Source organism: Serratia sp. T13T92, assembly GCF_047530105.1.
Lineage (GTDB): Bacteria > Pseudomonadota > Gammaproteobacteria > Enterobacterales > Enterobacteriaceae > Chania > Chania fonticola.
Genome location: NZ_JBLJAK010000010.1, coordinates 1 through 16543, shown reverse-complemented (window position 1 = coordinate 16543; position 16543 = coordinate 1). Strand labels below are relative to the sequence as shown.

At 53.7% G+C, this 16543-nt stretch carries 13 protein-coding genes, 6 tRNA genes and 1 pseudogene; 10 read left to right on the top strand and 10 right to left on the bottom strand.

Features of this window, described 5'->3' with window-relative positions; genetic code table 11:
• The first annotated feature begins 304 nt into the window (after positions 1-304).
• On the top strand, positions 305-1531 hold the full coding sequence (locus ACMV5I_RS12145; protein WP_024486104.1) for an OFA family MFS transporter: 1227 nt from the start codon (positions 305-307) through the stop codon (positions 1529-1531).
• A 277-nt stretch (positions 1532-1808) separates the two neighbouring features.
• On the opposite strand, the pseudogene glk reads toward ACMV5I_RS12145, so the two are convergent.
• A pseudogene (gene glk / locus ACMV5I_RS12140) lies at positions 1809-2759 on the bottom strand (glucokinase); the annotation flags it as partial.
• A gap of 332 nt (positions 2760-3091) precedes the next feature.
• Here glk and ACMV5I_RS12135 point away from each other — a divergent pair.
• On the top strand, positions 3092-4339 hold the full coding sequence (locus tag ACMV5I_RS12135; protein WP_414824453.1) for an ion channel protein: 1248 nt from the start codon (positions 3092-3094) through the stop codon (positions 4337-4339).
• Here ACMV5I_RS12135 and ACMV5I_RS12130 read toward each other — a convergent pair.
• Both ACMV5I_RS12130 and ACMV5I_RS12125 read right to left on the bottom strand, forming a co-directional pair.
• Complete coding sequence (locus tag ACMV5I_RS12130; protein ID WP_414824452.1) at positions 4336-5028, bottom strand: aspartate/glutamate racemase family protein; 693 nt, start codon at positions 5026-5028, stop codon at positions 4336-4338. The two genes, ACMV5I_RS12135 and ACMV5I_RS12130, sit on opposite strands and share 4 nt — an antisense overlap.
• A 69-nt stretch (positions 5029-5097) precedes the next feature.
• Positions 5098-5556, bottom strand: coding sequence for a multidrug/biocide efflux PACE transporter (locus ACMV5I_RS12125; RefSeq protein ID WP_414824451.1), 459 nt, complete (start codon positions 5554-5556; stop codon positions 5098-5100).
• Positions 5557-5655: 99 nt separating this feature from the next.
• Between ACMV5I_RS12125 and ACMV5I_RS12120 the strand changes: the two genes are divergently transcribed.
• Entirely contained in the window at positions 5656-6546 is an 891-nt protein-coding gene (locus ACMV5I_RS12120) for a LysR family transcriptional regulator (RefSeq protein ID WP_414824450.1), read from the top strand.
• On the opposite strand, the gene ACMV5I_RS12115 is transcribed toward ACMV5I_RS12120, so the two are convergent.
• Complete coding sequence (locus tag ACMV5I_RS12115) at positions 6522-8183, bottom strand: alpha-keto acid decarboxylase family protein (protein ID WP_414824449.1); 1662 nt, start codon at positions 8181-8183, stop codon at positions 6522-6524. The two genes, ACMV5I_RS12120 and ACMV5I_RS12115, sit on opposite strands and share 25 nt — an antisense overlap.
• A 244-nt stretch (positions 8184-8427) precedes the next feature.
• On the opposite strand from ACMV5I_RS12115, the gene mgrA reads away from it, so the two are divergent.
• Positions 8428-9417, top strand: coding sequence for an L-glyceraldehyde 3-phosphate reductase (mgrA, locus tag ACMV5I_RS12110; RefSeq protein WP_414824448.1), 990 nt, complete (start codon positions 8428-8430; stop codon positions 9415-9417).
• Between the two features lie 256 nt (positions 9418-9673).
• Positions 9674-10069 carry a DUF2502 domain-containing protein gene (locus ACMV5I_RS12105; RefSeq protein ID WP_414824446.1) on the top strand — a complete coding sequence of 132 codons (396 nt, stop codon included), beginning with the start codon at positions 9674-9676 and terminating at the stop codon, positions 10067-10069.
• A gap of 126 nt (positions 10070-10195) precedes the next feature.
• Here the strand turns inward: ACMV5I_RS12105 and ACMV5I_RS12100 are convergent, their stop codons facing one another.
• Positions 10196-11431: an Nramp family divalent metal transporter gene (locus ACMV5I_RS12100; RefSeq protein WP_024485215.1), complete on the bottom strand. Its 1236-nt coding sequence runs from the start codon at positions 11429-11431 to the stop codon at positions 10196-10198.
• A 378-nt stretch (positions 11432-11809) separates the two neighbouring features.
• Between ACMV5I_RS12100 and ACMV5I_RS12095 the strand changes: the two genes are divergently transcribed.
• Positions 11810-12997 (top strand): NupC/NupG family nucleoside CNT transporter, encoded by a 1188-nt coding sequence (locus tag ACMV5I_RS12095; RefSeq protein ID WP_021178662.1) that lies wholly within the window; start codon positions 11810-11812, stop codon positions 12995-12997.
• Positions 12998-13135: 138 nt separating this feature from the next.
• On the opposite strand, the gene ACMV5I_RS12090 is transcribed toward ACMV5I_RS12095, so the two are convergent.
• The 5 genes from ACMV5I_RS12090 to gltX form a co-directional block, all read right to left on the bottom strand.
• On the bottom strand, positions 13136-13441 hold the full coding sequence (locus ACMV5I_RS12090; protein ID WP_235050811.1) for a type II toxin-antitoxin system RelE/ParE family toxin: 306 nt from the start codon (positions 13439-13441) through the stop codon (positions 13136-13138).
• 44 nt (positions 13442-13485) lie between these two features.
• Positions 13486-13713, bottom strand: a complete 228-nt coding sequence (locus ACMV5I_RS12085; RefSeq protein ID WP_021178663.1) for a type II toxin-antitoxin system Phd/YefM family antitoxin — start codon at positions 13711-13713, stop codon at positions 13486-13488.
• A 133-nt stretch (positions 13714-13846) separates the two neighbouring features.
• Positions 13847-13922 (bottom strand) — tRNA-Ala (locus ACMV5I_RS12080).
• A gap of 62 nt (positions 13923-13984) precedes the next feature.
• Positions 13985-14060, bottom strand: a tRNA-Ala gene (locus tag ACMV5I_RS12075).
• Positions 14061-14280: 220 nt separating this feature from the next.
• A complete protein-coding gene (gene gltX, locus ACMV5I_RS12070) occupies positions 14281-15696 on the bottom strand; it encodes a glutamate--tRNA ligase (protein WP_024485217.1) in 1416 nt (471 codons plus the stop codon).
• A gap of 283 nt (positions 15697-15979) precedes the next feature.
• Between gltX and ACMV5I_RS12065 the strand changes: the two genes are divergently transcribed.
• The 4 genes from ACMV5I_RS12065 (at position 15980) to ACMV5I_RS12050 (ending at position 16387) form a co-directional block, all read left to right on the top strand.
• Positions 15980-16055: transfer RNA gene (locus tag ACMV5I_RS12065), tRNA-Val, on the top strand.
• Positions 16056-16088: 33 nt separating this feature from the next.
• Positions 16089-16164: transfer RNA gene (locus ACMV5I_RS12060), tRNA-Val, on the top strand.
• Positions 16165-16202: 38 nt separating this feature from the next.
• Positions 16203-16278 (top strand) — tRNA-Val (locus ACMV5I_RS12055).
• A gap of 33 nt (positions 16279-16311) precedes the next feature.
• A tRNA-Lys gene (locus ACMV5I_RS12050) sits at positions 16312-16387 on the top strand.
• Positions 16388-16543 lie beyond the last annotated feature (156 nt).

Here is a 16543-nt window from a genome sequence, read left to right as displayed (position 1 = left end):
GCCCAATTACGCCTTTCAGGCATATCCTTCACAATTACCACACAGTTTGCCGCAGCGCTTTAGCCATCTTTCTGACATATCTTTGATGTAGATCACGCCCGGCAGGCCGCATTCCAACGGCTTTTTACCCCTTATTCGGCAACTCATGCAGCGATAACGGCATTTCATTCCTCGGCAGCGGCAGTTCATTCCCGATCCGCCATTGGCAACGATCGCCCCCTTTATAATAAGCCCATACCGCAGGGCTCTGGTTGCCTTGCTAATTTTGCCAATGGGCAATGCCAATACAGGAAGGAGACCGGCCATGAACAGCAAACCGGCAAATCGCAGCTTAATCGTTCTCGGCACCATCATCTGCCAGATGGGCCTCGGCACTATCTATACCTGGAGCCTGTTCAACCAGCCGCTGGTAGACAAGTTCCATTGGGGCCTTGGCGATGTCGCTACCACCTTCTCGATCACCAGCTTCTTCCTGGCCTTCGCCACGCTGTTCGCCGGTAAGCTACAAGAGCGTTTCGGTATTCGCAATCTGACGCTGGTCTCCGGCGTGCTGGTCGGCCTGGGGTTGATTGCCAGCGCCCACGTGCAATCGCTGGATATGATCTATCTGTTAGCAGGCGTGGTGGTCGGTTTTGCGGTGGGTATCGCTTACATCTCTACGCTGTCCAACCTGATCAAATGGTTCCCGGACAACAAGGGGCTGATTTCCGGCATCTCCGTCGGGGCGTTCGGTAGCGGCAGCCTGCTGTTCAAATACGTTAACGCCGCCCTGATTAGCGGTGCCGGTGTCTCTGCTGCGTTCTTCTACTGGGGCGTGATCGTGATGGCGCTGATTGTGCTGGGCTCCATGCTGCTCAAAGAACCGGTGCAGGTTAACCAACAGGCTAACCACGGCACGCTGGGCAACGATTACACCGTGCGCCAGATGCTGGCCAGCAAAGAGGCCTACATGCTGTTCGTGATTTTCTTCGCAGCCTGTATGAGTGGCCTGTATCTGATCGGTATCGTTAAAGACATGGGCGTACAGCTGGCTGGGATGGATTTGGCCACCGCCGCCAACACCGTTTCTGCCGTGGCAATCTTCAATACCGCAGGCCGCATCATTCTGGGCACCCTGTCCGATAAAGTAGGCCGTATGCGCGTCATCAGCTTCACCATGCTGGTCACTATTCTGGCGATTGCCGCACTGAGCTTCGTGACGCTGAGCCATACGCTGTTCTTTATCTGCGTCGGCGCGGTCGCTTTCTGCTTTGGTGGCAACATTACCGTCTTCCCGGCGATTGTCGGTGACTTCTTCGGCCTGAAAAACCACAGCAAGAACTACGGCATCATTTATCAGGGCTTTGGTCTGGGCGCGCTGGCAGGGTCGTTTGTTGCCAACCACTTCGGCGGCTTCCACGCAACGTTCATGGTGATGGGTGTGCTGTCGGTGATTTCACTGCTGATCACCCTGTTTATCAAAGCGCCGAAAGCGGTAGAGCAGGAAGAAGAGTCTCACGCAGAGCCGGTGTTGGCCAAAGCCAACGGCTAATGGCCCCTCACCCTCTCCCAAAGGGAGAGGGTGCCGATCGAGTTGAGCTGAAAGTATCTTGATTCTTCATCAGTACTGGCAGAAGAGACAATCGCAGTTGTTGAGATTATCTCTTTACTTCTAAACGAGCTGATCGAGTTGGGCTGAAAGTATCGCGATTCTTCATCAGTACTGGCAGAAGAGACGATCGCAGTTGTTGAGATTATCTCTTTACTTCTAAACGAGCAGGGGCTGACAGCTCCCTCTCCCTTTGGGAGAGGGTTGGGGTGAGGGGTATCCCTATCGTCTGCCGCAGATGAGCACCGGCCCCCAGCAGCCCCGGTTGGGAATGGGTGATCATAAACACCGGAATTTCACGTACGTAGTCTTTGAAGCGTCCCTTGTCTTCAAAGGCGGCGCGGAACCCGGAAGCCTTGAAGAACTCCATAAAGCGCGGCACGATGCCCCCGGCGATATACACTCCACCAAACGTCCCCAAGTTCAACGCCAGGTTGCCGCCAAACCGCCCCATGATCACGCAGAACAGGGACAACGCACGACGGCAATCGATGCAACTGTCCGCCAGCGCACGCTCGGTGATGTCTTTGGGTTCCAGCTTCTCCGGCAGGCGCTTGTCTGCCTTGACGATGGCACGGTACAGATTCACCAGCCCAGGGCCAGACAACACGCGCTCCGCAGAGACGTGCCCCACTTCGCCACGCAGCACCTCCAGGATGATGTCCTCTTCTTCACTGTTCGGCGCAAAATCTACGTGGCCACCCTCACCCGGCAGACTCACCCACCGGCGGTTAACATGCACCAGATGCGCTACCCCCAGGCCCGTACCCGCACCGTAAACGGCAATCGGTTTATCCTTTTGCGCTTTGCCACCGCCAAACTGCAACACGTCATCTTCGGACAGCATCGGAATAGCCATCGAAACCGCGGTAAAATCGTTAATCACTTCCAGATGCTTTAAGCCCAGGCTCTCTTTCATCGCTTTGATGGAGAAGGCCCAGGTGTGATTGGTCATGGCGACCCAATCCTCCGTTACCGGGCAGGCGATGGCGATACAGGCATCCTGAACCTCCAGTTGCAGCTCGGTCAGGTATTGGCGGATCACCGCTTCCAGGCTATCGAACTCCAGACCAGAATAGGTTTTCGCCTGGGCGATCTCGCCCGTCTCGACAGTGCACAACGCCAGGCGGGCATTGGTACCGCCAACATCACCTACGAGGGCATAGGTCATCGGTGTTTCTCCCTAAAATGAATAATGCAAAATTGGGTACACTGTAAAATCACGCCGCCCAAACAACAATCGGCATTCTGCGGCCCGCTGCGCAATAGCGATCTCGATCACAAAAATCGTTTCAGCCAGCACAGTTTTCACCGATTTATACCGGCGGTTACAGATTGGCGCAAAAAACGTGAGAGGAATGCGATCGCGTGCGGCTACCATTAGCGAAATCGCTCCGTTGGAGCTATATACTATGCAAACCATTTCTCTGGAGCCTGGCGATTCTGCTGGCTTTACTCTCTGTTTTCCCTGCCAATCAGGGACGTAACAACAAGGGATCCTGCATGCTGCATCCGCGCGCCAATGCTATGTTGGCCTTCGCTCTGCCCGCGATCGTTATCGGTTCCACCTCCAGCCTGATCCTCATCTTGCTGATGGAAAGTGCCAGCGTGCTGCAGAACTTGCTGTGGACTCGCCTTCCGGAAATGCTCGATATAGATAGCCATTCCCCGTGGTGGACCATCGGTATTCTTACGCTGGCTGGTATCGCCGTTGGGCTGATCATACGTTTCGTGCCGGGCCATGCCGGGCCAGATCCGGCTACCGAATCGCTGATCGGCATGCCTTTGCCAGTGGCCGCCGTACCGGGGCTGGCTTTAGCTTTGATGATCGGCCTGGCAGGTGGAGTCAGTTTGGGACCGGAAAACCCGATCACCGCCATCAATATTGCCCTGGTGGTCGCACTCGGGGCCAGGCTATTACCCAAAGTGCCCAGGATGGATTGGATCATCCTCGCCGCCGCTGGCACGATTGGCGCAATGTTTGGTACCCCTGTTGCCGCCGCCCTGATTTTCTCGCAAACGCTAGGGGGAAATAACGAAGTCCCCCTGTGGGATCGGCTGTTTGCCCCGCTGATGGCCGCTGCCGCCGGGGCCGTCACTACCCAGATATTCTTTACCCCGAACTTTACCTTACAGCTTGATGCTTACGATGTGACCCGGCTACGCGATATTTTCAGCGGCTCGGTGGTCGCACTGATCGCTATTGCCCTGGGGATGGTGGCGATTTGGTGCTTCCCGCGCATGCACCATATGTTCCATTCGCTGAAAAATCCGGTATTGATGCTCGGGCTAGGTGGTCTGTTGCTGGGGATCCTTGGGGTCATTGGCGGAGATGTCACCCTATTCAAAGGGTTGGATGAGATGAAACTGTTGGTGGTCGACGGTAGTTTCACCACCAGCCAATTGTTGGTGATCACCCTGACCAAGCTGGCCGCCCTGGTGGTAGCTGCCGCCAGTGGCTTCCGCGGCGGGCGTATTTTCCCGGCGGTATTTATCGGTGTCGCACTAGGGTTGATGTTGCATCAACATGTTCCGGCGGTTCCGGCAGCGATCACCGTTTCCTGTGCCATTATGGGGTTGGTGCTGGTGGTGACTCGCGACGGCTGGCTGAGCCTGTTTATGGCCGTGGCGGTGGTGCCAGAGCTGCACCTGTTACCGATACTCTGTATTGTGATGTTGCCCGCCTGGCTGGTGCTGGCGGGCAAACCTTTGATGCTGGTAGTAAAAAACCAGCCTCCGCATGAAGACTAAGCCAGAGCATACTCGGCAGCGGCGTACGCATGAATGGCCGTGGTGTCGAATACCGGCACCGCGGCATCTTGTGCGCTAACCAACAGGCCGATCTCGGTGCAGCCAAAGATGATCCCCTCGGCGCCCTGCTGTTCCAGCTTGGCAATAATCCGGCGATATTCATCGCGTGAGGTATCAACGATCTTGCCCAGGCACAGCTCTTCATAAATGATGCGGTGTACGATATCACGATCGGCGGCATCCGGCGTAACCACTTCGATAGCAAATTTGTCCTGCAAACGCCCACGGTAAAAATCCTGTTCCATGGTAAAGCGCGTGCCGAGTAAGCCGATACGGCGGATATTTTGCTGGCGTACCTGCAATGCCGTGGCATCGGCGATATGGATCAGTGGCAGGCCGCTGGCCTGTTCCACTGCATCCGCCACCTTATGCATAGTGTTGGTACAAATCACGATGGCTTCGGCACCGGCAGCACGCAGTGAAGCAGCGGCCCCTGCCAGCAAACGACCAGCGCCTTCCCAATCACCTTGGTGCTGCAAGCGTTCCACTTCATGAAAATCCACGCTGTAGAGCACGATTTTGGCTGAATGCAGGCCACCAAGCCGCTGTTTCACCTGCTCGTTGATCATTCGGTAATAGGGGATGGTGGATTCCCAACTCATCCCACCCAATAATCCCAACACTTTCATTCGGTTCTCCTTGGCTGTGACTCACTATCAACCAGACATTACCCGAGAACGACCTGACTGACGAAGCAATTATTTGCTGTGCGAGTTGCTAACCTTCGCCTGGCGCGGCTCAAACCAACGCTGGCGCAGGGTATCGTAGACCCAGTTATACGCCATGGTATAAGGCAAGAAGAACAGGAAGAAACCGATCTCCAACACAAAGGCCTGCCACAACGAAATATTGAGCATAAAGGCGGCTATCGGCAGGCCAATCAGCACAAACCCGGCTTCAAAGCCAAAGGCGTGGCCAATACGCACTTTCAGCGTTCTGACTACTCGGCTCACCGGCCACAGCCGATCAAAGATCGAGTTATAGACGATGTTCCACAGCATGGCGACGGTAGATAACATGATCGCCAGCGCCCCAACCTGCGCCATCGAGCGGTTAAGCAACCATGAACCCAAAGGGGCACAGATCATCACGGCGATAGCTTCGAACCCCACGGCGTGAACGATACGTTCAACCAACGACTTGTTTTGCAACTGCATACTTCACCTGCTTTGTGATCATTATTGAAAAAGTCAGGTGATTATCATCGGTTTTTTGCGTAGATTAAAGATAGATAACATCGATAAAGTAGATACATCATGCGCTATTCCCCAGAAGCCCTACTGGCCTTTGTTGAGGCTGCCGCGTTAGGCTCGTTTTCTGCTGCCGCACGCAGGCTGCGCAAAAGCCAATCCACCATCAGCACCGCCATTGCCAATCTGGAGGCCGATCTCGGGCTGACGCTGTTCGATCGGCAGGCACGCCAACCTGTATTGACCGAGGCTGGCCGCAAGGTGCTGGGCCATGTGCAGGAAATTCTCGCTGCCAGCGAACGACTCGATGCCTTGAGCATCCGCTTGGGGGACAATATCGAACCACGGCTGACCATCGTTTTTTCCGATACCTATCAGCCCAACCATCACGACAACCTGCTGAAACATTTCGAGCGGCGTTATCAGGATATCGAGCTGGAATGTATGATCGCCGAAGGGGAGGATGTGCTGGATCTGCTACAGACTGGCCGCGCCCACCTGGGGATGCTGGCGGTACAACCCACCTACCCTCCCGAGATCGCCGTCGCCAGGCTGCCAGAGCAGACTGAAATGGGGCTGTTTGTCGCTCATGATCATCCGCTGACCCTTACTCCTGCCCTGACACAGGCCCACCTTGCCAGCAGCCGCCAACTTTACCTCAACACTTATACCAGCAACAGCGCGCCAAAACCACGCGGCAGGGCCTGGTCGGCGCCCAGTTATCTGATGTTGCTAGAGATGGCGGAACAGGGGGCGGGCTGGGCGATACTGCCGCACTGGCTGGTCAAACAGTACGGGCGGCAACGTCTGACAGAGCTGAAAATGCGCGGCTGGCCGCAAACCATCTCGGTCGACGCCGTATGGTCCAAGCTCACCCCGCCGGGGCCGGCGGGGCTGTGGTTATTGGATCGCCTGCTGGAAAATGCCGCCGATCAAGCCGCCGCATTACGCGATTGAATGGCCCGTGACACGCTATCGAGCAGTTCGGGAATATCCATTTTTGGCAGTACCACCTCGATAAACGCCAGTTGATCACGGCCACCGACCTCACCAAGCGCCGCACGCAACTGTTCAGGCTCGGTGACACGCAGGCATTTCACCTGATGATCGAGCGAGAAAGCCTGCGGTAACCGCGTCCAGTTCCATTGCGCGATATCGTTATAGCGCTGTTCTGGCCCGTGGATGGCTCGTTCTATGGTGTAACCGTCGTTATTCAGCAGCAGGATCACCGGCTTTTGCCCATCGCGCAGCATGCTGCCCAACTCCTGCACGGTAAGTTGAGCAGCCCCATCGCCAATCAGCAACACCACCCGGCGCTGAGGTTCGGCAGTCTGCGCGCCAAATGCCGCCGGTAAGGTATAGCCGATCGATCCCCATAAGGACTGTACGATAAACCGGCAACCCCGCGGCAGCGTCAACGACGCCGCGCCAAAACAGGCAGTGCCCTGCTCCGCAATCAGGATATCCCCCGGCTGCAAGAAGTCTTGGATCTGCTGCCAGAAACCATGTTGATCAAGACCGCAGGAACTCGGATCCGGTAGCGCTGGCCGTTTAATGGAAGGCAACGACCACTTGCTGGCTAACGATAACGTCAGTTGATGTAGAGCCTTCACTGCTTCGCGCATAGGGATCTGGCTGAAAACCTGCTGGCCAACCCGCGCCTCGAACGGTTGGATATCGATGCATTTATCCACGGGCAGATTGTGACTAAAACCGGCGGTGATAGCATCGGTGAAACGCACCCCGACGTTAATCACCACATCGGCACCCTCAATCTGCTGCTTAACCTGCGGATCGCTGGCGGCTGCGGCATAGGTTCCAGTAAAGCAGGCATGGGTTTCATCCAACACGCTTTTGCCTAACAGCAGCGTCGAGTGAGGAATATTGACCTCATTCATCCATTGTTCCAGCACGGATTCGGCCCCGAAGCGTTCGGCCAGGAAATCCGCCAGCAGGGAAACCCGCTGTGCAGCCTGCAGTTTTTCCCGCGCGGCGGCGATAAATTCCTGTAGCGATACCTCGGAAAGATTGGGCTGACGCAATACCAAAGGTGCTGGGCGCGAGGCCAACGGGGCTTCGGCAACGTCACTTGGCAACAGCAGGTACACCGGGCGGCGCTCGTACAACGCGGTCGTCAATAAGCGATCGATTTCTGCTTCAGCATTGCTGGCCGTCAGGCTGGCCTGAGCGATGGTGACCTCTTTCGCCATACGGGCAAAATGACCGAAGTCCCCATCCCCTAAAGAATGGTGCAGTAAATCCCCGGCTCGCTGGGCTCGCAAAGCCGGTGTGCCAACAATGTGGATCACCGGCAGGTATTCGGCATAACTGCCGGCAATGCCGTTAATCGCACTTAATTCACCCACACCAAAGGTGGTCAACAGTGCCGCGGCCGGTTTGCAGCGGGCATAACCATCAGCGGCATAGGCGGCGTTCAGCTCGTTGGCGCAGCCTACCCAGGTTATCTGCTGATGATCGATAACATGATCGAGAAACTGCAGGTTGTAATCTCCCGGTACACCGAAAAAGTGGCGAATGCCAATCTGGGCTAACCGATCGAGAAGGTAATCTGCCACCGTATAGCTCTTGTTCATGATCATCACCTAGGTAATGGGAGAATGGTTAGTATTAAGTATTAAAGATGCTGCCGAATTTTCGAGCTTTGTCAGCAAAAGGCACTGGAAACCCCGCTTTACATCTGCGCACCAACGGCATGCAGTAGGGATCATCCATAAGCAATTTGAATAAATGACAGATAATTAGCGTGATCTGGCACTCTGACAGCCCAAGTGGAAGCGCATACACTGAATATCATTTCCCGCCGTCGATGAGGATTTTATGGTTTATCAAGCTGAGCCTGCCCGCTACCAGAATATGGAATATCGCCGCTGTGGCCGCAGCGGGCTGCAACTGCCAGCCGTTTCACTCGGTATGTGGCACAACTTTGGTGATAGCACACTGTATGACAATGCGCGCAGCCTGGTGCATAGTGCCTTCGATCTTGGCATTACCCACTTCGATCTGGCCAATAACTACGGGCCACCGCCGGGTTCTGCTGAGGAGAATTTCGGCCGTATTCTGCATCAGGATCTCCAGCCTTATCGCGATGAGCTGATTATCTCTTCCAAGGCGGGCTACACCATGTGGCCTGGCCCCTACGGTGACTGGGGATCGAAGAAATACCTGGTCGCCAGCCTGAATCAGAGCCTGCAACGCATGCGGCTCGACTATGTGGATATCTTCTACCATCACCGCCCTGATCCAGATACGCCGTTGGAAGAAACCATGGCGGCGCTGGATTTGATAGTCCGCCAAGGGAAAGCGCTGTATGTCGGGTTATCGAATTACCCGGCCGAACGGGCGCGGCAAGCATTTGCCATACTGCAGCAGCTTGGCACCCCTTGCGTGATCCACCAGCCGAAGTACTCGATGTTTGAACGCTGGGTCGAACCCGAGTTGCTGGATACGCTGGAAGAGCATGGCGTGGGGTCTATCGCCTTCTCACCGCTGGCTGGAGGCATGCTGACCGATCGCTATCTGCAAGGCATCCCGCCTGATTCCCGCGCAGCCAGCGGCAGCCGCTCGCTCACTCCCGAGCAGATTACCGAAACGAAACTGCAAAAGGTTCGCCTGCTGAATGTGCTGGCAGAACAGCGTGGTCAAAAGCTGTCGCAAATGGCGCTGGCCTGGGTATTGCGTAACGATCGCGTCACTTCCGTATTGATCGGTGCTAGCAAAGTCAGCCAGATTGAAGATGCGGTCGGTATGTTGGCCAACCGTAAGTTCAGCGCAGAAGAGATCGCCAAGATTGAGCAGATCCTGATGTAATCGCTTACAAGCCGCCGGTGGGTTATCGGCGGTTTTTTCCCCTTTCCCCTCAGATAACTCCCAATCCCCGGCATTCCCCATGGCTTTCAGAATTTCCCCAAAGGCGCGGTCGCTCCACGGAGATAGCATCCCTCGGATAAATACCTCATGGATTCTACGCATAGCGTTTAAGAACGAGGGATAACAACCGTTTGCATGGCCAAAACCTATACCGATGAACGTGCTTCATTATCGGTGTTCGGCCAAGGGAGCCTAAATGTTTAAACCTCTGTTTACCGCTGCCATTCTGGCGGCGCTTTTCATGCCCATCGCACCCATCGCCCATGCCAGCAGCGTCAATATTGATTTGCTCCCGGGGGTCTCACTGCAGATTGGTGACCAGGACAAACGGGGCAATTACTGGGACGGTTACGACTGGCGCGATCGCGATTGGTGGCATGGCCATCAGGGGCGTGATTTAGGGGAGCGCAGCCGCCGTGGCTACTATTGGGATGGCTATCGCTGGCGTGACCGCGATTACTGGCACAAAAATTATTACTACCATGATGGCCGCTACCGCAAGGCCGATAAATACTATTACAAGCAGTATAAAAAGCAGCGCCATAAGAGCAAGCATCATCACAAAAACCACCATCACGATCATGATGATTGACCCCTCACCCCAACCCTCTCCCACAGGGAGAGGGAGCTGATCGGCATCGTAATCAGGTGCAGAAGTCAGTCTGTAGCACTCTTCATCCCCTCTACATGAGTTAGGGTTAGGGTGAGAGGAACTATCTTAAAGCAGGTTGCTGATCAGCAGATAACCGTTGAGCCCAACCACCACCAACACAATCAGTTTACCGAGATTCTGGATCAGGCGGCCGTTGACCATATCCCCCATCAGTTCACGGTTGCCGGTAAACGCCAGCAGCGGCACCAAGGCCAGGGCAATACCAAAGCTCAGCAGTACCTGGCTCAAAACCAGAATACGCGTCGCATCCATCCCCATCATGATGACAATAAACGATGGCATCATGGTGACCACCCGCCGTACCCAGATTGGGATATAGAAGCGGACAAAGCCCTGCATCACCACCTGCCCCGCCAAGGTGCCTACCACGGTAGAAGAGAGACCTGCTGCAACCAGGCTCAGGCCAAAAATGGTGGCCGCCGCATTGCCGAGCAGCGGCTGCAACGTCAGGTAGGCTTGGTCGAGATCGGTAATACCGCTATGGCCGTTGAAATGGAATGCGGCAGCGGCGGTGGCCATCATCGCCAGGTTAACAAAACCGGCAATGGTCATGGCGATCGCCACGTCCAGCTTGGTGGCCGAATAACGTTCGGCTTTAGAGTCTTTACCGGCAGTCTGCGTCAGCGAGGAGTGCAAATAAATCACATGCGGCATGATGGTTGCCCCTAACACCCCCGCAGCAAGAAACACCGCGTCACCATTCGGCAAATCCGGGATCGCCATCCCTCTAAGCAACCCGCTCAGCTGCGGCTGAGAAAATACCAGCTCGACGATATAGGCCATTGCCACAAACAGCAGCAGGCCGCCAATCACCAGTTCCAGTGGCTTTTGCCCGCGTTTTTGCAGCATCAGGATCAGAAAGGTGGCAATGCCGGTGAGGACTGCCCCCTGCAACAGAGTTACCCCCAGCAGCAGTTTGAAACCGATCGCGGCACCGATAAACTCGGCCAAGTCAGTGGCCATCGCGATAATCTCCGCCTGCACCCAATAGGCCCATACGGCCGGGCGCGGGAAGCGATCGCGGATATGTTCAGCAAGGTTTTTACCGGTAGCAATACCGAGTTTGGCAGACAGCAGTTGGATCAGCATCGCCATGACGTTGGCCCATACCACTACCCACAGCAGCGTGTAACCAAAAGAAGCGCCGGCTTGAATATTAGTGGCAAAATTACCGGGGTCGATATAGCCGATGGCGGCGATAAAGGCAGGCCCCATCAGAGAAAGTTTGATCTTTCTGGACGGGCGGCTGGAGGAATTGTTAACCGCGCGACTGTTCAGCATAGCGAAAACCCTTACTAATTTAGCTCACCTTCATCTTTACCTAAGTGATAATGATTATCAAGTGTGTTTGCAGCGATAATGGTTATCTCTGCGATAGCCAAAAACGAAGGTTTTATCGAACAGATCGCATGAAATCCTCGCGTTTCCATCTACTCTAGATCACAAGGTTCAGAGCGGATCACGCTTGATAATAAAAGTAGCACAAAAATGCCACGAACACGCATATTTATTAACATCTTGATCTTTGGTGCTTTGCCGTCATAGATTAGGACTATCTCCACTATGATTTTCCATATTTGCTATGAATGTCTCGTTTTTAAACTTGGCGTTACATAAAATGACAACCGAAATTCAGCCTGCCTCAAATTTGGAGCAAACATGTCCCATATTGCGCACTTTGCGTTAGCGTTAGTGGTGGTTGCAATCCTGGCCCTGTTAGTGTGCCGCGATCGTAAAAACATCCGCATCCGCTATGTTATTCAGTTGTTGGTTATTGAAGTGTTACTGGCCTATTTCTTCCTGAACTCGGAAGCAGGTTTAGGCTTTGTAAAAGGCTTTGCAGCAATGTTCGACAAGTTGCTCGGGTTTGCGGGGCAAGGGACTGATTTTGTGTTCGGCGGGATGGGTGACAAAGGCCTGGCCTTCTTCTTCCTGAAGGTGCTGTGCCCAATCGTGTTCATCTCTGCCCTGATCGGTATTCTGCAATACATCAAAGTGCTGCCGTTTATCATCCGCATCATCGGGACCGTGCTGTCTAAAGTGAACGGTATGGGCAAACTGGAATCCTTCAACGCCGTCAGTTCGTTGATCCTGGGCCAGTCTGAGAACTTCATTGCCTACAAAGATGTGCTAGGCAAGATGTCAGAAAAACGCATGTACACCATGGCCGCTACCGCGATGTCGACAGTTTCCATGTCCATCGTTGGCGCATACATGACCATGCTGGATGCCAAGTATGTCGTGGCGGCGCTGGTACTGAACATGTTCAGCACCTTTATCGTCCTGTCACTGGTCAACCCTTATGACACCAGTAAAGAAGAAGAGCTGCACCTTGGCAATCTGCACGAAGGCCAAAGCTTCTTTGAAATGCTGGGTGAATACATTCTGGCAGGCTTCAAGGTGGCGATTATCGTTGCCGCGATGCTGATTGGCTTTATCGCTCTGATTGCCGCGCTTAACGGCCTGTTCAGCGCCATCTTCGGCCTGAGCTTCCAGGAAATCCTGGGCTACTTCTTCTATCCATTTGCCTGGGTCCTTGGTGTGCCTAAGCATGAAGCGCTGCAGGTTGGTAGCATCATGGCAACCAAGCTGGTTTCCAACGAATTCGTCGCCATGATGGAACTGCAGAAAATCGGTGCTGAGCTGTCTCCACGCAGCATGGGTATCCTGTCCGTGTTCCTGGTGTCCTTCGCCAACTTCTCTTCTATCGGTATCGTAGCCGGTGCGATTAAAGGGTTGAACGAGCATCAGGGCAACGTGGTTTCACGCTTCGGTCTGAAGCTGGTTTACGGCTCTACCTTGGTTAGCCTGCTGTCAGCGGCCATCACAGGCCTGGTTCTGGGCTAACAGCTTTAGAATCGACAAGTTCTAGTCTTAAGACGCCCGATGAAGTTTATCGGGCGTTTTTTATTTGATGCCGATAAAGCATGCGATTCTATTTTTTGAGGAGGACATAGTTATTGCTGGCATGACGCTCAGAAAATCTTACTGCCATTCAAGTATGCGGTTGAAAAGTAAGCTTGCAATGTCTTGCTTTTGGGACAACATCGCGTGGACGTAAATCCGCGTATCCTCTTTGCCAAACGTGGTGCTATAGAGTACTCGGTATCCGTCAGCTGTATTACATTCCCGGTATTTAGCGCACCCAAGAGCTAGCAATTCATCACAGACAGGACTTCCTTCAGGAAAAACACCGGTTTTCTCTTCAAACTCAACCAATGCTCTTTTTATAACCGGTTTCGGGTCAATCTGGTGAGAGCGCAAAAAATACGCGATGGTTTGCATCGTCATTTTCGCGGTCCCTGAATAAATGAAAGTTACCGCTTTCGCAGTCATCAGAGTGAATCCAAGATTTGTTCACGGGAGAAGGTTCGCCCTAGCTCAATATCTTTCTCAGACAGCGTCATAAGCTTGAGCAAAGCAATACTTTCATCCCTGCGCATACGATCTCCGTAGGACTCGATAACATAAGCAGGAAGACCGTTTTGCGTCACAATCAAAGGTTCCGACAGATCGAGCTTGGCGGCATTTTGTTTCAGATAGCTGATAGTTTCTGTTTTCATAATGTCTCCAGCAGTAAATTATTGCCAGTAAAAGACCAAATATAGTCTATATAAAAACTGATAACAACAATTCAGTCCAGAGGTAAAGCCTTAGAATGCAAAAAGCCGACCCAAGGGTCGGCTTTTCAAATGGTGGTGGAGCTAGACGGGATCGAACCGTCGACCTCTTGCATGCCATGCAAGCGCTCTCCCAGCTGAGCTATAGCCCCACAAAAGTGGTACGCGTTAACCGTGCGTTACGGTATTCCCCAACCTTCCTGAGATAAAAGGTTGGTGGAGCTAGACGGGATCGAACCGTCGACCTCTTGCATGCCATGCAAGCGCTCTCCCAGCTGAGCTATAGCCCCAATCCACAATCACGAAATCCTGTGAACGGGGCGCATGATATGAAACCCCAGAAACCCTGTCAACGGCTAAATTGAATTCCTCGATCAAGCGCTGAAAAAGCCGCCAAATCAGCGCGTTTAATGCTAAAAAACCGCCGCTTTGGGCACAAAATAAACCAGCAAGAAAAAAGCCCCACGAATCGCTTCGCAGGGCTTTGTCGGCTTAGCTGGCAACTAACGGTCAGGCTTGCGCTTCACGCTCGGCAATATAAGCCAACGCCTGATCGATACGCTTGAGGGAGCGAGCCTGGCCGATAGCATGTACGGTAACGTCCATGCCCGGTGACTGGCCAGCGCCAGTGACCGCGACGCGCAATGGCATCCCTACTTTGCCCATACCCACGCCCAGTTCGTCTGCGGTGCCCTGAATGGCATCGTGCACGTTCTCTGGCGTCCAGTTGGTAATAGCGGCCAATTTGGCGCGTACGGCCTCCAGCGGCTGGCGTGCGACCGGACGCAGGTGTTTCTTCGCCGCATCGGCGTCAAACTCGCTGAAGTCCTGGTAGAAGTAGTGGCAAGACTCCGCCATCTCCTTGAGGGTTTTACAACGCTCGCCCAGCAGTTTAACCAGATCTTTCAGTTCTGGACCGTTGCGGGTTTCAATCCCCTGCTGCTCAACATGCCATGCCAGATACACCGCCACTTCTTCCGCTGGCATATGGTTAATGTAGTGATGATTCAACCACTGCAGCTTTTCGGTGTTGAAGGCGCTGGCGGATTTGTTGATCGCATCCAGAGTGAAGAACTCTTTCATCTCATCAATAGAGAAGATTTCCTGATCGCCATGGGACCAGCCCAGACGCACCAGATAGTTCAACAACGCCTGCGGCAGGTAGCCATCATCGCGGTATTGCATCACGCCAACGGCACCGTGGCGTTTAGACAGCTTTTTACCGTCATCACCCAGGATCATCGACACGTGAGCATATTCCGGCACCGGTGCCCCCAGCGCTTTCAGGATGTTGATTTGGCGCGGCGTGTTGTTGATATGGTCTTCACCACGGATCACGTGGGTGATTTCCATATCCCAGTCATCGATCACTACGCAGAAGTTATAAGTTGGCGCACCGTCGGTACGGCGAATGATCAGATCGTCCAGTTCCTGGTTGCTGAATTCGATCGGGCCACGGATTTTATCGTCGAAGATGACCGAGCCTTCCTGTGGGTTACGGAAACGCACAACGTGTGGCTCATCGGCAGTATGGCTGCACTGGCTATCGCGGCAATGACCGTCATAGCGTGGTTTCTCGCCGTTTTCCATTTGCTTTTCACGCAGCGCTTCCAGGCGTTCTTTCGAGCAATAGCACTTATAGGCCGTTCCCTGTTGCAGCATTTCATCAATGACCGCGTTGTAGCGATCGAAACGCTTGGTCTGGAAGTACGGACCTTCATCCCAATCCAGGTTTAACCAGTTCATGCCATCCATAATTGCGTCGATAGCTTCCTGGGTTGAACGTTCGAGATCGGTATCTTCGATACGCAATACAAACTCACCGCCGAAATGGCGGCTGAACAACCAGGAATAGAGCGCAGTACGGGCGCCGCCGACGTGCAGATAGCCGGTCGGGCTTGGGGCGAAACGGGTTTTGATTTTCATTGGGTTCACTGCCTTATTACGCAACGCGTGTCAGCGGAGTGCCGACGATTGCTCGGAATGTAAAATAGTGGACGACATTCTACCACTCCATGCTAATTCCTCAACGCCGACGCGCTATCGGCCACTACGCTTTGCGGCCCGCTACGCATGATACTGTGCAAAGAATCGTCCTGGTCGGCGATAAATATCGCATCCTGTCTAAATTTGCGGCGAACGATTGAAATCATTTTAAAAACCGTTGACTCACTTTCAACTATCCCTATAATGCGACTCCAACAAGACGGGGTGATTAGCTCAGTTGGTAGAGCATCTCCTTTACACGGAGGGGGTCGGCGGTTCGAGCCCGTCATCACCCACCATCTTGTTAACGCAGTAAGAAATGAGAACAATGAGGGTGATTAGCTCAGTTGGTAGAGCATCTCCTTTACACGGAGGGGGTCGGCGGTTCGAGCCCGTCATCACCCACCATCATTCTCTCATTTGGTAGTATCTGGAAGTCCTGAAGTGGGTGATTAGCTCAGTTGGTAGAGCATCTCCTTTACACGGAGGGGGTCGGCGGTTCGAGCCCGTCATCACCCACCATTTCAGCTTCAAAAAGCAGTACACCACATTCGTGGGTCGTTAGCTCAGTTGGTAGAGCAGTTGACTTTTAATCAATTGGTCGCAGGTTCGAATCCTGCACGACCCACCACCATTTAGAAAAAGGCGCCTTTAGGCGCCTCAGATTGATGACAAAGTCCTGGCCGTGAGGCCAGGACTTTGATCTAATAAGGTCAGTGCAAAAAACGGACTGACTGCCATGCTCAAAGAACCTTCTCCCCATCAGTACCAGTTTGAAACCATTACC

Coding starts and splice junctions, on each gene's coding strand:
- ACMV5I_RS12100 (WP_024485215.1), bottom strand. CDS start 11,431: ATGCTGAACAGTCGCGCGGTTAACAATTCCTCCAGCCGCCCGTCCAGA.
- ACMV5I_RS12125 (WP_414824451.1), bottom strand. CDS start 5,556: ATGCAGTTGCAAAACAAGTCGTTGGTTGAACGTATCGTTCACGCCGTG.
- ACMV5I_RS12130 (WP_414824452.1), bottom strand. CDS start 5,028: ATGAAAGTGTTGGGATTATTGGGTGGGATGAGTTGGGAATCCACCATC.
- mgrA (WP_414824448.1), top strand. CDS start 8,428: ATGGTTTATCAAGCTGAGCCTGCCCGCTACCAGAATATGGAATATCGC.
- ACMV5I_RS12095 (WP_021178662.1), top strand. CDS start 11,810: ATGTCCCATATTGCGCACTTTGCGTTAGCGTTAGTGGTGGTTGCAATC.
- ACMV5I_RS12145 (WP_024486104.1), top strand. CDS start 305: ATGAACAGCAAACCGGCAAATCGCAGCTTAATCGTTCTCGGCACCATC.
- ACMV5I_RS12135 (WP_414824453.1), top strand. CDS start 3,092: ATGCTGCATCCGCGCGCCAATGCTATGTTGGCCTTCGCTCTGCCCGCG.
- gltX (WP_024485217.1), bottom strand. CDS start 15,696: ATGAAAATCAAAACCCGTTTCGCCCCAAGCCCGACCGGCTATCTGCAC.
- ACMV5I_RS12105 (WP_414824446.1), top strand. CDS start 9,674: ATGTTTAAACCTCTGTTTACCGCTGCCATTCTGGCGGCGCTTTTCATG.
- ACMV5I_RS12085 (WP_021178663.1), bottom strand. CDS start 13,713: ATGAAAACAGAAACTATCAGCTATCTGAAACAAAATGCCGCCAAGCTC.
- ACMV5I_RS12120 (WP_414824450.1), top strand. CDS start 5,656: ATGCGCTATTCCCCAGAAGCCCTACTGGCCTTTGTTGAGGCTGCCGCG.
- ACMV5I_RS12115 (WP_414824449.1), bottom strand. CDS start 8,183: ATGAACAAGAGCTATACGGTGGCAGATTACCTTCTCGATCGGTTAGCC.
- ACMV5I_RS12090 (WP_235050811.1), bottom strand. CDS start 13,441: ATGACGATGCAAACCATCGCGTATTTTTTGCGCTCTCACCAGATTGAC.